Raw genomic sequence first — 15,339 nt, 5'->3', positions numbered from 1 at the left:
GCGCCCCGCAAGGTTTTAATCTCGTCCCATGCGCGTGCTGGTCATCGAAGATGATAAAAAAACCGCTGCCTTCATCCGCAAGGCGTTGCAGGCGGAAGAATTCGCCGTGGATGTCTGTCACGACGGCGAAACCGGTCTGCTGGCGGCGCGGACCACGCCCTTTGACGCTTTGGTTTTGGACATCATGCTGCCGGGGCGGGATGGCTTGAGCATTTTGCGACAACTGCGGGAGCAGCACGTGGGCATACCGGTCCTGATGCTATCCGCGCGCGGCGAAGTGAATGAACGGGTGGCAGGTTTGAATGCCGGGGCGGATGATTATCTGGCCAAGCCATTTGTCATTGCCGAACTGGTGGCACGGGTGCGAGCACTCGGGCGGCGTGGTGGAGAATCAAAACCGGCCATTTTACGGGTCGCAGATTTGACGTTGAACACCGTCACACGGGAGGTGCGGCGCGGCATGGCGCAGATCGAACTGACCGCCAGGGAGTATCGTCTGTTGGAATTCCTGATGCGCTCCGCCGGGCGAATCTGCAGCCGGATGGCAATTCTGGAAAAGGTCTGGGACTATGATTTTGATCCCGGCAGCAACCTGGTGGATGTGAATATCATGCGGCTGCGGGAAAAAATTGACGCCGGGCATGAGCCAAAATTACTGCATACCGTGCGCGGGCTGGGTTACCGGGTCCATGATATCCCATGAAAATTCGCACCCGTTTGACATTATGGTTTTCCGTCGTGCTCCTCGTAGCCCTGCTCGCCATGGGGCTGTTGAGTTATAACGAATATGTGCTGGAACCGCAGCGTGACGGGTTACGGCCCGCCGTTACGCAAAAAGCCAATGCAGGCGACGAATCGGATGAGAATACTCTGGGTGATCTCGTGGAAATTTTGCTTTGGTGCGGTGTGCCAGCGCTGGCGCTGGCTTTGGGCGGTGGCTGGTGGTTGATGCGCAAGGCGCTGGAACCAGTCACCGCGCTTACCCTCGCGGCGGAACGCCTCACCGAACATAATTTGCGGGAACGATTGCCGCCGACCGGCAGCGGTGACGAATTGGATCGTTTGACCGAGGTTTTCAACGCCATGACGGGACGGTTGGATGATTCGTTCAACCGCATTCGCGAATTCACCCTGCACGCCTCACATGAACTTAAGACCCCCCTGACAGTGATCCATGCGGAACTGGAAACCTGGCTTGGGCAAAAGGAACTTTCCGCCGCCGACCGGACGCGGTTGGAAAGCCAGTTGGATGAAGTGCAGCGGTTGACGAAGATTGTGGACGGGTTGACCTTGCTTACCAAGGCGGACGCTGGTCAGGTGTCACTGGCGAAGGCGGCGATTAGTTTGAACGACCTGGTGCGGGAGGCGTGCAGTGATGCTCAGAGTCTGGCCACACCGCACGCGATCAAGGTGGAGCTGGGCCACTGTGATTCCTTGAACGTCACCGGGGACCGCCATCGTTTGCGTCAGTTGCTTCTGAACCTCTGCGATAATGCCGTGAAATATAACCAACCGGACGGGAAGGTGTGGGTTAACTTGCGGCAAGATGAGGCCACAGCGGTGTTGAGCATTGCCAATACCGGGCCGGGCATTCCCGCCGCTGTGCTGCCGCGCATTTTTGAGCCGTTTTTCCGCGGGGACGCCAGTCACAGCCAGCAAGTGGAGGGTTGCGGCCTGGGGTTGAGCATCGCCCGTTGGATCGTGGACGCGCATGGCGGAACGATTCAGATTGAATCAGAACCGGGAACGCAAACTGTGGTGACGGTGCGGTTGCCGCGGAACCGCCAAGGGTGACCGGCAAAGTCGGCGGAAATTACTTGTCCTTTGACGCTACCACTACGAACGGTAGATGTTTAGCAAGTCCATGAGGGATCAAGCTCCCGCGTTCACAACTGATGCGCGAACCGGGTGCAAAAAAACCCGCCCAAAGGGCGGGTTTTTAAATTACCTTACCAACGGCAGCGGACAGCTATTTTTTCTCTTCTTTGACATCCGGCTTGGTTTCAGCAGCCGGTTTGATCTCAAATGCTCCCGGTGGCGCCTTGGCATTGATGTCCTTTAACAGGACATCGGTGATGTCTTCCATGCTGCTGTAGAGAATGGCATCCACGGAGAGGTTGACCACCAGGGAATAATTGGCACCTTTGGCTTTGGCGGTCACGGCCTCGCGCAATTCTTTGACAATGTTGCGCACCATGCGGTCCTGCGTTTCGCGATAATTGACTTCGGCGTTCTGGTTAAACTGTTGAAACGCCGCTTCGATCTGGCGCAATTCGCCCAGCTTTTCCTCCGCCAGCTTTTTGCGCTTGTCGCGTTGTTCGGCAGAGATGGCCTGATCGTTGGCGCTTTCCTGCAAGGTTTTGTATTCATCTTCCGCCTTTTTGAATTGTTGGCGGATAGCGGTCCGTTCCCGTTCGATGTCGTTAAACTGGATTTGCAGTTTGTTGGTGGCTTGGGCGGTTTTCCAATAGCCGTTAAACAGCTTTTGGAACTCGATGCCCACGATTTTTGGGGATTGCGCGTTGGCTGCAGCCAAGCCGATCAGTAATGTCAGGGAGACCCACAGGGTTTTCATGTTTTTCATAGTACGATTATTTATTTGTTAAATCAAAAGTCGCGAACCCAACCCACGCTGAACTGGAATTTCATATTTCCTCCAGTGTATTGATCGGAATGAATTGGGAAACCAAAATCAAAGCGCAACGGTCCCAGCGGGGAATCCAGGCGCAGCCCAAGGCCCCAGTTGTCGTAAAATGCCGCCTGGTCGCCCCAATTTCTCAGGTAGGCAATCCGTCGGCCACCCTGTGTATTATAAAAAACCTGCTGGCGGCTTGATGAAGTGGTATGAAGACTCCATGGCTGCTCGTACGCGTTGCCAATATCATAAAACAACGCAAATTTAAGACGATCCACAATGGGAATATAGTATTCCGCCGAGCCAAACCAGAATGTCTGTCCCCCAATGGGTTCGCCCTGTTGCGGTTCATGCGGACCAATATCGCGAAAATTAAAACCGCGCAGCGTGGAAAGTCCACCCAAGAAATAGCGATCAAATAACGGCACCTTTTGATCCTTGGGACTGTCGCCGTATGGGGCGATGGCACCTGCTTGGGCCGATAATTCCAACAGATGCCCTTCAAACAGGCCTTTGATGTATTGCGCGTGGCGCAATTCCAACCGGTAATATTTGGTATCGCCACCCAAACCAGCGAATTCGCCGAGCAGGACGGACCGGTGTCCCTTGGTGGGATTCAGGTTGTGATCACGGGTGTCATAGGCCAAGGTTCCGCCGAGTTTTGAAACGACCCGATACTCGCCATATTTAACCTCGTCCTTGATGATGGACGGAGCTTGATCGGATACATTGACGAGACCCACGCGTTCCAGGTTATAATAGACTGAGCCAATAAGATAGTCACTGCCCAAAGCGCGTTGCAGGCTTAGCTTGAATCCCGTGCGCCGTTCGTCGTAATAGCCTTGGCGGCTCACGTAGTTTAACGCGCGATGATACAGGTCAATGCCCAACTGCAGTTTGCGTTCCATGAACCAGGGCTCGATAAAGGAAACCTGATAATCCTGGCGCAACAGGCCGACGGTGGCATGCAGACGCAGCTTTTGGCCGCCACCGGTAAAGCGCGGCGGATTGAATAGATCAAAGTTACCTTGGGTGAATTCCACGTAACCTTCCAAGCTGGTGACGGAACTGAAACCTGCGCCCAAAGTGAAGTGAGCGGTGGCTTTTTCATCCACTGAAACCACCAGGTTGCGGCGATCTTCCACACCGCTATCACTAGGCTCGGGGGCGGTATCCACTTTTTCAAAGTAACTCAGACCTTCCAAACGCTTTTTGCTGGTTTTCACCCGAACCATGTCAAAGATTTCCCCCGGCACCACCGCGAGTTCGCGGCGAATGACTTTATCTTTGGTCTTGTTGTTACCGCGGATTTCCACCTTTTCAATGCGAAACTGTTTACCTTCCTCAAGGAGGTAAATCATATCCATGGTCCCCTTTTCCACGTTGGGACGCTTGATGGGCACCACTACGGCTTCAATATATCCCTTGGTGCCGCATTTATCTTTCAGCGCCTCCACGTCCTCGTTCAGGGTCTTGGGGTTAAAAATGTTCCCTTCCTTCATTTTCAGTACAGAGGCGAGTTCGGTCGTGGGAAAAACCGTATTGTTCGTAAAGGTGATGCTGCCCACCTTGTATTGGCGGCCTTCCTCGTAGGTAAACTTAACCACCACGGTCTTTGGCCCGGTCGGGTAGGCTTTGGCTTCCTTGAGATCAAAGTCAATGTAACCGGCATTTTGATAAAACTCGGTCAACTTCTCTTTATCCTCATCCAAGACGTCGTCCTTCAGGCGACCGCTGCCGGTCAGCCAGGAGAAAAACCAACGGCGTTTGGTTTTGACCTCTTTTTTCAATTTGCTGGTCTTGAAAGCGTGCGCGCCGTCGAATTCCACTTGTTGGATTCGTATTTTAGGACTTTCATTGATTTCAAAGGTGACCCGGGCGCGGCCACTGCCTTCCTCGGAATACGTCTTCACCTCGATTTTGGTTTGGTGATAGCCCGACTTTTCGTAGTGCTTCAGTAATTCCTGTTTGTCATTGAAGAGTTTGCGATGATCGAGCGGGTCGCCCACCTTGGTCGTTATTTTCTTCAACAACTTGCTGTCGGAGTATTTTTTATTCCCGGTTAATTTGACTTCCGTCACGCGCGGTTTGCCCTCAATAACATAGGTGAGAATGACGCCTTCCGGCTTATAGTCGTAGTTGACCTGAATTTTTTGGAAAAACCCGATGCCATACAGGTTACGAATATCGTCATCCACGTTGATCTGGTTGAACTCGTCGCTTTCCTTGATACGAATATGCGTGCGGATCAGGGACTCGCTGGTGTTGGCGGGTTCGAGGATTCGCACTTCAATCTTGAGCACCTTTGGCCCCATTTGTGCGTGGGCATAATTCATCCCCGTCACCCATGCGGTTAGCAGGGCCAATGACAAAATGACTCGATATAATTTAAACATTCTTAATGCATATCCTCCGCGCTGACCTTGGAGGCGTTTTCAAACCGCGTTATTCCACGCAAAAAGGTCAGATGCACATCACCGGTCGGCCCGTTGCGCTGCTTGGCTATCAACAGGTTCACCGCCCGGCAATCGCCATCTGCCGGCTGCTCGGACTCTTCATCTTCCGAACTGGGAGCGTACAGCAATCCCACCAAGTCGGCATCTTGCTCAATAGCACCTGATTCGCGCAAGTCAGACAGTTGCGGCTTGCGCCCTTTATTCTTTTCCAATTCGCGATTTAACTGGCTCAGAACAATCACCGGCATCTTCAATTCCTTGGCCAAGGCTTTGATGCCGTTGGAAATATCGGCAATCTCCTGTTGCCGGTTGTCCTTCGCACGCTGCGCAGTAGAATGGAGCAGTTGCAAGTAGTCAATCACTAAAAGCTTGATTCCGTATTGTTGGTGCATCCGGCGGGCTTTGGCACGCAACTGCAAGATGGATAATCCCGAGGTGTCGTCAATAATCAATGGGGAACCGGACAACTGGCCGGCGGCAGTCGTCAGGCGGGTAAAATCCAACTCGTTGATGAACCCCCCCTGGATTTTCCGCAGATTGATTCGGGCCCGGGAACAGAGGAGCCGCATGACCAGGGAAGCGGCGGTCATTTCCAAGCTGAATACCCCGACTGGCAGTTTGTGATCCACCGCCACATGTTCCGCGATGTTCATTGCCAGGGAGGTCTTGCCCATGCTGGGGCGGGCGGCAATGACGATCATTTCCCCGGCGCGCAATCCGCTGGTCATTTTGTCCAGATCGCTGAATCCGGTCGGAATGCCTTCGAGGATGCCTTGGTTTTGGTGATAATGTTCGATCTGATCAATGGCCTTATGCACCAAGTCCTTGATGCTGTTGGAATCCTGCTCCACCCGTTCTTCGCTCAGCCGCAGAATCTGGGTTTCCACCGTGTCCAGCAAGCGGTCCACTTCCCCTTCAAAATCGTAGATTTCCCCAACGATATCCGTACAGGTGCGGAGCATTTTGCGAAGCAGAGATTTCTCCCAGATAATCTCGGCATAATACATGAGATTGGCGGCGGAAGGAACTTTTTCGGGCAGGGAGGCCAGGTAGGCCAGACCACCCACCATTTCCACCTGCTGCTTGTCCTTGGGGCGCTGGAACAGGGTGAGGGTGTCAATCGCCTCCTTCTGATCATACATCTCCACCAGCATTTCGTAGATAACCTGGTGGCGAAGATCGTAAAACACCTTGGTCTGGCTCTTGAATTTGGTAATGCAATCACCAATGCATTCGTTGGGGGCCAGCATGATGCAACCGAGCACGCCTTGCTCCGCTTCAATGGAATGCGGCGGCAGGCGATCCACCGCAGCGGACGGAGCGCCCATTCTTCTGCCATTGCCTTGATTGCGGGGTGGACGCTTGGAATCGTCACCCGGTCCGGCATTCACTGCTGTCATTTCTGTGTCCATGAATAAGGGGAAAGCAAACCTGAATTGGTCGCCGTGCAACAGACAAAAGTGTCAGGAGTTCTACACTGGGAATTCACCATCAACTAACCGGCTGTTCACGGACTTGTTCACCAAGTCGCATTGGCTTGCTCAGTAGATGACCAGTGATTGGATCGGCAGACCGGGGAGCTTCTCACGGCCTTTCAGGAAACTGAGTTCGATCAGGAATCCCACTTGCAGGATTTCGGCACCGATTTTTTGCACCAGATGAACGGCGGCGGCGGCGGTACCGCCGGTGGCCAGCAGATCGTCAATCAACAGCACTTTGTCGCCGGGTTTCAACGCATCTACATGAATGGCAATGGTATTGGAGCCGTATTCCAAATCGTAGCTTTGCTCGATGGTCTGATAGGGCAACTTGCCTTTTTTGCGCACCGGCACAAAGCCGGCTTGCAGGCGCATGGCGGCGGCGGCGGCGAAGATAAACCCACGGGCGTCAATCCCGACGATGGCATCCACGCTTCCCGGTGCAAAATTGGCGGTAAGTAATTCAATGCTGGCGGCAAACAGGCGCGCATCGGACAGGACCGGTGTAATGTCCTTAAACTGAATGCCAGGCTTGGGGAAGTCTGGCACCGTGCGAATATGTCGGGCAATTTCAACAGCAGTAATATTGCTCATGCGTGGAGATTGAGGTTAATCCGATTTATTATCCAGCTTATTTATCATTTTCCGCAATTTGCGCAGGGCGATGTTTTGGATTTGCCGGATGCGTTCGCGGGTAACGGCAAATTTGACGCCGACGTCTTCCAGTGTTCGCTCCGGGCCGCCATCAAGGCCAAACCGGTAGCTAAGGATTTCAGCTTCCCGTGGCGGCAGGGTTTTGACCATTTCGCGCAACATGTCGCTGAGGCCATGTTCCTCCAATTGGTCGGACGGGTCGTCGGCTTGTTCGTCCGCGATTACGTCGCTATAGGTATTGGTATCGTCATTGCTAATGGGCGCGTCCAACGAGGTGGGCCGCATCCCGGCAGATCGCAACTGGGTCACCCGGCGCGTTGGAACCCCCATTTCTCCGGCCAGCTCTTCATCGGTGGGTTCGCGGCTCAGCTCTTCCTGCATTCGGGTTGCCACCCGCCGCATGCGGCCAATTTTATCCACCAAATGCACGGGCAGGCGGATGGTCTTGGATTGGTTGGCCAACGCCCGTTTGATCGCTTGCTTGATCCACCAGGCGCCATACGTGGAGAGTTTGCCGCCCTTGGCGGGATCGAACCGCTCGACCGCTTTGATGAGCCCCAGATTCCCTTCACTGATGAGGTCCAGCAGCGGCAGTCCCAGATTTTCGTAGTCATGGGCGATTTTAACCACCAAACGCAGATTAGCCTTGATCATGGCTTCCCGCGCTTTTTTATCACCGCGTTTGATGCGTGCCGCCAGGTCAATTTCTTCTTGGGCGGTCAATAATTTGACCTGTCCAATCTCGCGCAGGTAGAGTTTGACGGCGGAATCGCCATCGTAATGCATGGCTTCTTTCTCTGGAATAAAATCCGTACTTTCACGCGGTGCGGTGGCAGCGGATGGTGGATGGGGATTTTGCCCGGAATCGGAGGCCAGGGTGGCGTTCCTGGCTGGCGAAACGACCATAGCCCCGTCTTCGACGTTGCCAGTCGGTTTTGCCTTTTTTATGCGCGCGCCCATACTTCATACGAAGAGTAATTGGTGGTCGGGATTGTGCAAGCAAATAGAGAATGCAATTGGTGAATTGATAATAATGAGATTGGCAATCGGGACCGTTGCTATTATCCTGTTCCCCCATGTTCAATTCACCCGGAAAAAGGTGCCTATGAAAATAAAGCGAATCGGAATTCTGACCGCTGGCGGCGATTGTCCCGGCCTCAATGCCGCCGTGCGCGGTGTTGGGAAAGCGGCGTTGGGACACGGCATTGAAGTCATTGGTATTTGCGATGGTTTCCTGGGTTTGATCAATAATCACACTCTGCGGCTGGATAAAACCGCGCTCGCGGGTATTTTGACCGTGGGCGGCACCATTCTGGGGACGAGCCGCATCAAGCCGCATCGTCATGAAGTGGATGGCAAAGTGTGCGATCTGCGGGATGTCATCATCAGGAACTTCAAGAAAAGCCGCCTGGATGCGCTCGTGTGCATCGGCGGCGGTGGCACGCAAAAAAATGCCCTTCGGCTGGTCGAAAAAGGGCTAAACGTCGTCACCCTGCCCAAGACCATTGATAACGACGTTGCCTTGACCGACACCAGTTTTGGTTTCGACACCGCCTTGGGGATCGCGACCGAAGCGATTGACCGGCTCCACAGCACGGCGCACAGCCATCACCGCATTATTGTTGCGGAAGTCATGGGACATCGAGCCGGCTGGTTGACCTTGGGAGCCGGGATTGCGGGGGGGGCGGACGTTATCCTGATTCCCGAGCTTCCTTATGACGTGGAAAAAATCGCGAAGGCGATTCGCCGCCGCAGCGAAAAGGGAACCAATTTCTCCATTGTGGCGGTGGCTGAGGGGGCGCTGGCCCGCGAGGATGCCAACCGCTTCAAGCAGGCCAAGCAACGCAAGGCACGCGCCGGTTCCCAGGCGGAACTCTTGAAAGCCAAGGCGGAATTGGCCGCCTTGGATCGGCAACATACGGGGAACACCTTGCGGCTTTCCGGCCAGCTTGAAGCGCTGACGGGCCTGGAATCCCGCGTGACCATTCTTGGGTACGTTCAGCGGGGCGGAACTCCATCCGCCGTGGATCGGCTTTTGGCGACGCGGCTGGGCACAGCCTGCGTGGAGTTTATCCAGCAAGGCGTTTTTGGCGTCATGATTGCCGCGCGCGGCGATGGCGTGTACCCCGTGGCCATCAAGGATGTGGCAGGCACGCGCAAGGATGTGCCGCTGCATCATCCGTGGATTGAAAGTGCGCGTGCGGTTGGCACGTGCCTGGGTGATTGAAGAAGCCTCCTAAATCCAATCTTCTTCCATCGGCTGCTATGCTACTCCACCTGCATGGAGAGGCGGCGTGGTCAATGGGAAGTCACCCATGGCAGGGTGAAATGGAACGGCTTATTCATCTGCTTTTAGGAGGCCATCATCATATTCTTGTATTTTTCCTGGCAGGAGGCTAAATTGCCCCGCATGAATAACGAAGTCATAGCGGTCGAGATACGCGGAATCGTGCCATCCAACAGTGGCTGCGCGATCTTCATCGGCAATGACCAGAAGGTGTTTATCATCCAGGTCGAGTTGAACATGGGCGCGGTCATCGGCATGTTCATGCGCGATACCACCAAGGAACGCCCGCTCACGCACGATCTGATGCTGAACATGTTCAAGGGCTTCGGCATCTCGGTGGAACGCGTGGTCATCACCAAGCTGCAAAGCAGCACGTATTTCGCCCGGCTGATCCTGCAACAGCAGAATGAACTGGGCCGAAAAATCGTGGAATTGGACGCGCGCCCTTCTGATTGCCTGGCGCTCGCCGCCGCCCAGAAACGCCCCATCTTTGTCACCGCCGCGCTCTTCAGCCAGGTGGAAGACATGTCCGAGGTGTTGCAGAAACTGAATCATCCCTCCGATGAGCCGGGCAACGAGCCGGAATAAACCGTTGCTTTAGCCCTGCTTCAACCATGGCCGTCGCTTCCACCAAAACCAGCAATCCCCTGGCCCTGATCCACGGGGATGACGATTACAATGTGCGCCAGCGTGCCCGGGCGCTCTTTGACCAATGGTGCCAGGAACTGGGGGGCATGGACCACGAAATCGTGGAGGCCGGCGCCAATACGGTGGATGAGGCGGTGCGTTGCCTGCGCCGGCTGCGCGAAGCGCTGAATACCTTGCCGTTTTTTGGCGGCGGCAAAGTGGTCTGGTTCAAGGATTGCACCTTTCTGGGCGATGACCGTACGGCCGGTTCGGCTACCATCACCGAAAACCTGTCCGCCTTGGGCGAAGACTTGAAGGTGTTCAAATGGGACAACGTGCGCCTGCTGATCAGCGCCGCGAAGGTGGATAAGCGCAAGAGTTTTTATAAAACCATCGAGAAAAACGGGACGGTGGAAGTGTTTGCCGGGCTCAGCTTGGAAACCAAGGACTGGGCCGACCAGGCCGAGCGACATGTCTTCAAGGAAATCCAGACCCGGAACAAGGAAATTGCCGAGGAAGCACTGGCGGAACTGGTGACCCGCGTCGGGCCCAACCTGCGCCAACTCACCAGCGAGGCGGAGAAGCTTTCCCTATACGTGGGTGACCGCAAACAGATTGGGTTGCGTGATGTGTTGGCCGTCGTCAGCCAGAACAAGCAGGCGCGCGCCTTTGCCTTGGGCGACGCCTTGGGCGACCGCAACCTGCCGAAACTGCTGCGCACCCTCGACGAGGAATTGTGGGCCATGCAGTTTGATAAAAAGAAAAGCGAAGTCGGGATGTTGTATGGGCTGATTTCCAAGGTGCGGGCGATGCTGTTCATGAAGGAAGCGATGCGCGAGAAACTGTTGTCGCCCACCAGTAGTTACGGTCCGTTTAAGGCCCAACTGGAACGGTTGCCGGCGGAAAAATTCGCCGCGCAAAAGGAGTTCAGCCCCCTGGCCACCAACCCGTACGTGCTGTTTCGCGCCGCACAGCAATCCCAAAACTACACCTCGGATGAACTGGTGCGCGCAATGAACCTGCTGCTCCAGTGCAATATCAAACTGGTCACCTCGGGGGCGGATGAAGCCATTGTGCTGCAACAAACGGTGATGGCAATTGCCGGGCAGCCGCCGGGACGCGTCCGCTGAAATCTTCATTCCCGTTCTTGACCAAATCCATTACCGGGGCGAATATTAAGGGGTTGTTGATTATGAAAGAGTCGTCAGGCAGATTGGGTGTGAGTGTGACGGAGCAAGGCGTCTGTATCCGCATTGCGGGACGGGCTACCTGCGCCATCAGTGTGGATTTTCAACATCTGCTGGAAGATTGCGCTGAGCAGGGCAGCCGCCGTTTCATTCTGGATCTGGACCAATGCCTGACCATGGATAGCACCTTTCTGGGCACCTTGGCGGCGTTTAATGAGCGCCTCGCCGAGCAGCCCGCCTCGAACCCGCCCGCCGCCATCCTCTTATACCATCCGACGGATCGTATCCGCACACTGTTGGACAACCTGGGTATCGCGGAACGGTTTCCCCTCGCGGACACGGGCGACTGGCAGCAGGGAAAATTTGAGGAAATCCAGTGCGGTCAGGGCGTGCCGGACAAAACGGAGCTGATTCGCGCCTCGCTGAAGGCGCATCAAACTCTCATGGCCGTCAACCCCGACAATGTCCCCAAATTCAAGGACGTGGTGTCCATGCTCGAAGATGACCTGAAGAACAACCAAGGCGAATCGTAGCCCCACAGCCAATTCATCATGCCAACACGTGTCAACCGGCGGGATTTTGTCAAAGGCACGGCGTTTGCCTCGGCCGCAACGATGGCGCTTTGCGCCAATGCCACCCCGGCGCAGGCCGCCTCTGCTCCAGTCGGCGACGCTCTGCCGCCGCAGCCTCCCCAACAGGAATCACTCCCCATGGGGAAAATCGGCAAGGTGGAACTCAGCCGATTGATGCTGGGCGGAAACTTGCTGGCCGGCTACGCGCACGCGCGGGACTTACGGTACGTTTCCCAACTCATGCGCCGTTACAATACCGAGGCGAAAATTTTGGAAACCCTGGCGCTCGCGGAATCGCTCGGCATCAACTGCGTGAATACTCCGGTCTGGGATGAAAATGTCTTTTTGGAAAAGCACTGGAAGCGCGGCGGGAAAATGAAGTGGATTGCCCAGGCCAAGCTGGGGGAGAATTTTGACCTCGTGTATTTCAAGAAGGCGATGGATATGGGGGCCTGCGGCGTACACATGCAGGGACATGTCGCCGAGCAAATGGTGGAGGAGGACCGGGTGGATGTGATCGCCAAATCGGTCGAACTGGTGCAACGCCAGGGCGGCATTGCAGGCGTCGGCGCGCATGGCCTGGAAGTCATCAAACGCTGCGAGCAAGCCGGCGTGCCGGCGGATTTTTACGTCAAGACCCTGCACGGGAACAAATACCCCACCGCTCCGCGCAGTGCCGCTGAGACCGGCAAATGGGGGCTAGGCAACTATGATAATTGCTGGTGCAATAATCCACAGGAGGTCATCGAGTTCTTTGCGGATGTCAAAAAGCCCTGGATCGCATTTAAAGTGATGGCGGCGGGCGCGATTCCGCCGGCGGTGGCCTTTCCGCACGCGTTCAATAACGGCGCGGATTTTGTGCTGGCCGGCATGTTCGACTGGCAGGTGGAGGAGAATGTGGCGCTGGCACGCAAAGCCGTGCTGGAGGCGCAGCGCGAACGCGGGTGGAGAGGGACTTGATTTCGGATTTCGGATTTCGGATTTCGGAATGACGGTTTGGCAGTTTCCGGCCCAAACGTTTCATTCGCTCCGTTTTTTTCGCTTTCCCATGCCCGCCCATTTCCCTTACTCTCCCCGTACATGGCAAGTCCCCTTGGCAATGCAGGCTTTGTTTCCGGCCAAACGGTCGGAGCGGGGCGCTTTGTGCTGGAGCGATTGCTCGGGCAGGGCGGCATGGGGCAGGTCTGGCTGGCGCAGGATGAGACCTTGCACGAATCGGTGGCCCTTAAGTTCATCTCTCCCTTGTTGCGGACGGATGCGACTGCCATTGACGCCCTGAAGCGGGAAACTGCCAAGGCCCGCAAACTGCACCATCCCCATATCGTTGGGATCTATGAATTCCACGCGTTTCCGGGGGAACTGCCCTTTGTGGCGATGGAATATGTGGCGGGGCGGAATCTGGCGGAACTGCGCTGTGACCAACCCAACCGGGTGCTCCGCTGGGCCACGCTTCGGCCTTGGGTACAGCAATTGTGCGAGGCGCTGCACTATGCGCACTTGGAAGGCGTGATCCACCGAGACCTGAAGCCGGGGAACTTGATGTTGGATGGCAAGGAGCGGCTGAAACTGGCGGATTTTGGGATAGCGGCGGTGGTGCATCAGTCGGTCAACCGGGTATCGGTGCAATCTGCCAGCAGTGGGACGCCGGCATACATGAGCTTGCAGCAACTGCAGGGCGAGCGCCCGGCGGTGACGGATGATGTCTATTCGCTGGGGGCAACGTTGTATGAATTGCTGACCAGTGAGCCGCCCTATACGGCCCATCCGGCGGCGATGCTGGCGGTGATGCTGGAAATGCCGGTGCCACCCTTGGCGGAGCGCCTGCAAGCCTTGGGCCTGGAGAATCCCGTCCCGGCGGATGTGTGCGCTGTGCTGCTGGCCTGCCTCGATAAAGCACCGGAGAAACGTCCGCCCAGCGCCAAAGCAGTTTGGGAACAGTTGGAAAATGCAGAAGGCAAAAGGCAAAAGGCAGAAGTAAACAGTGGCTCGGGCGTCTCGCCCGTGCCGGGGGTAACTCCGCCGGTTGTGCAAGAATCTCCCAAACTTGGACTACTGCAGCAACTACTTCAAAAGTTCCTGCCAAAGCCCAAGGGCAGTTCCGCGCTAGCGTGGCGCAACAGTTTGGGCATGCCGTTTGTGCCGGTGTCGGGGACCACTGTGCGGTTTTGTATTTGGCCAACGCGGGTCCAGGATTACCGCGCATTTGTCGCGGCCACCCAACACCCTTGGCTCGACCTAGTTCCGCCGATTACACAGAGCCCAACCCACCCCGCCGTGATGGTGAATTGGGAGGATGCCCAGGCGTTCTGCAAATGGCTGACCCGGCAAGAACAAACGGTGGGGAACTTGCGAGTCAACCAGTATTACCGTCTGCCCACAGATGCCGAATGGAGCGTGGCGGTGGGGTTACCAGCAGAAACGGGAAATACACCCAAGGAAAAGGATGGCCAGATCGCGGGGGTTTACCCGTGGGGGCAGGAGTGGCCGGCGCCACCGGGGGCGGGACAGTACTTGGGGGACGGGACACGCGGCACGGTATCCGTGGGGCGCTGTTCCCCCAACCAATTCGGGCTTTACGATCTGGGCGGCAATGTGTGGGAATGGTGCGAGGATTTGTACGACCCGCCCAAGAAACACCGGGTGCAGCGCGGGGCATCTTGGAATAATGGTGCCCCCAAGGATATGTTATCCTCGCATCGCAACTACTCTTCACCGACAGGTAGAGTTTCCATGTTTGGTTTCCGGGTAGTGCTGGCGGAAACTTTGGTGGATGAACCTGCCAAGGCGCAGGCGGAAGCAGAGGAGGAAAAGCGGCAACGTGAGGCGGCGCAAGCGCAACAAGCGTTGGCCGAACAAAAGGCCAAAGACGAGGCAGCGGCACGACTCACAGAAGAGCAACGTCTCAAGGCCTTGGCGGACCAGAAAGCGCGGGAAGCAGCGGCGGCGGAGCAGGCCGAGGAGGAAGCCCGGTTAAACGCTTTGGCGGAGGAAAAACTCCGGGCCGAAGCGGAGCGTCAGCGGGCGACCGGGGAGGAGGTCAAGCTGGCGGAAGTCCCCCAAGAAACGCCGCCGGATTCCAATGGAGCGCGGATCTCCGACCCGCCGGGGGGCGCGGGAGAAGTTTCGGAAGTGCAGCAAGCGGCTGGCGTGCCTGAAGCTAATAAAGCCACGCGGGTCGGGAGCCCTGCGCTCATTTGGGCTGGAATAGCTGCGTTATTGACGCTGCTGGCGTTGGGCGGGTGGTATTTGGGAAAGCAATTACCTGGACAACGGCTGGAGCAAGCGCAGGCAACGGCCACTACCGCCAGCCCGCTTATCAAAGCGACTGTCCCGCAGAATTCCGCGCCAACCACCACGGCGGTAGTTAAATTACCACTGTTATCAAAGGTCCTAGCAGCCTGTCGGACTTAACAATGCGGATTTTTTGCAGGTTTTTGAATAAA

General features: G+C 56.0%; 13 protein-coding genes. 8 read left to right on the top strand and 5 right to left on the bottom strand.

Going from position 1 to position 15,339, the window contains the following annotated elements; translation table 11 throughout:
• The first annotated feature begins 28 nt into the window (after window positions 1-28).
• Window positions 29-703, top strand: a complete 675-nt coding sequence (locus tag WCO56_14150; protein ID MEI7730711.1) for a response regulator transcription factor — start codon at window positions 29-31, stop codon at window positions 701-703.
• On the top strand, window positions 700-1,794 hold the full coding sequence (locus WCO56_14145) for a HAMP domain-containing sensor histidine kinase (protein MEI7730710.1): 1,095 nt from the start codon (window positions 700-702) through the stop codon (window positions 1,792-1,794). The genes WCO56_14150 and WCO56_14145 overlap by 4 nt, the downstream gene beginning before the upstream one ends.
• Window positions 1,795-1,969: 175 nt before the next feature.
• Here WCO56_14145 and WCO56_14140 read toward each other — a convergent pair whose 3' ends face one another.
• From WCO56_14140 to WCO56_14120, 5 genes are all read right to left on the bottom strand, one after another.
• The gene (locus tag WCO56_14140; GenBank protein ID MEI7730709.1) at window positions 1,970-2,584 is read right to left on the bottom strand and encodes an OmpH family outer membrane protein; all 615 of its coding nucleotides are present in this window, start codon (window positions 2,582-2,584) and stop codon (window positions 1,970-1,972) included.
• Window positions 2,585-2,607: 23 nt separating this feature from the next.
• Window positions 2,608-5,031 (bottom strand): outer membrane protein assembly factor BamA, encoded by a 2,424-nt coding sequence (bamA, locus tag WCO56_14135; GenBank protein MEI7730708.1) that lies wholly within the window; start codon window positions 5,029-5,031, stop codon window positions 2,608-2,610.
• Window positions 5,032-5,033: 2 nt separating this feature from the next.
• Entirely contained in the window at window positions 5,034-6,503 is a 1,470-nt protein-coding gene (dnaB, locus tag WCO56_14130) for a replicative DNA helicase (GenBank protein MEI7730707.1), read from the bottom strand.
• Between the two features lie 129 nt (window positions 6,504-6,632).
• Window positions 6,633-7,163, bottom strand: coding sequence for an adenine phosphoribosyltransferase (locus WCO56_14125; protein ID MEI7730706.1), 531 nt, complete (start codon window positions 7,161-7,163; stop codon window positions 6,633-6,635).
• Between the two features lie 15 nt (window positions 7,164-7,178).
• Window positions 7,179-8,009, bottom strand: a complete 831-nt coding sequence (locus tag WCO56_14120; GenBank protein MEI7730705.1) for a sigma-70 family RNA polymerase sigma factor — start codon at window positions 8,007-8,009, stop codon at window positions 7,179-7,181.
• Between the two features lie 319 nt (window positions 8,010-8,328).
• On the opposite strand from WCO56_14120, the gene WCO56_14115 reads away from it, so the two are divergent.
• The 6 genes from WCO56_14115 to WCO56_14090 all read left to right on the top strand — a co-directional run bounded on the left by WCO56_14115 (window position 8,329) and on the right by WCO56_14090 (window position 15,307).
• Complete coding sequence (locus WCO56_14115; protein MEI7730704.1) at window positions 8,329-9,450, top strand: ATP-dependent 6-phosphofructokinase; 1,122 nt, start codon at window positions 8,329-8,331, stop codon at window positions 9,448-9,450.
• Between the two features lie 183 nt (window positions 9,451-9,633).
• Window positions 9,634-10,098 (top strand): bifunctional nuclease domain-containing protein, encoded by a 465-nt coding sequence (locus tag WCO56_14110; GenBank protein ID MEI7730703.1) that lies wholly within the window; start codon window positions 9,634-9,636, stop codon window positions 10,096-10,098.
• A 26-nt stretch (window positions 10,099-10,124) separates the two neighbouring features.
• Window positions 10,125-11,267, top strand: a complete 1,143-nt coding sequence (gene holA, locus WCO56_14105) for a DNA polymerase III subunit delta (protein ID MEI7730702.1) — start codon at window positions 10,125-10,127, stop codon at window positions 11,265-11,267.
• A gap of 62 nt (window positions 11,268-11,329) precedes the next feature.
• Entirely contained in the window at window positions 11,330-11,857 is a 528-nt protein-coding gene (locus WCO56_14100; protein MEI7730701.1) for an STAS domain-containing protein, read from the top strand.
• Between the two features lie 18 nt (window positions 11,858-11,875).
• Window positions 11,876-12,856, top strand: a complete 981-nt coding sequence (locus WCO56_14095; protein ID MEI7730700.1) for a hypothetical protein — start codon at window positions 11,876-11,878, stop codon at window positions 12,854-12,856.
• A gap of 120 nt (window positions 12,857-12,976) precedes the next feature.
• Window positions 12,977-15,307: a bifunctional serine/threonine-protein kinase/formylglycine-generating enzyme family protein gene (locus tag WCO56_14090; protein ID MEI7730699.1), complete on the top strand. Its 2,331-nt coding sequence runs from the start codon at window positions 12,977-12,979 to the stop codon at window positions 15,305-15,307.
• Window positions 15,308-15,339 lie beyond the last annotated feature (32 nt).

Source organism: Verrucomicrobiota bacterium (genome assembly GCA_037139415.1).
Classification (GTDB): Bacteria; Verrucomicrobiota; Verrucomicrobiia; order Limisphaerales; family Fontisphaeraceae; genus JBAXGN01.
Note: the sequence above shows the minus strand (reverse complement) of the source record. Positions and strands in the feature narration are given on the sequence as shown.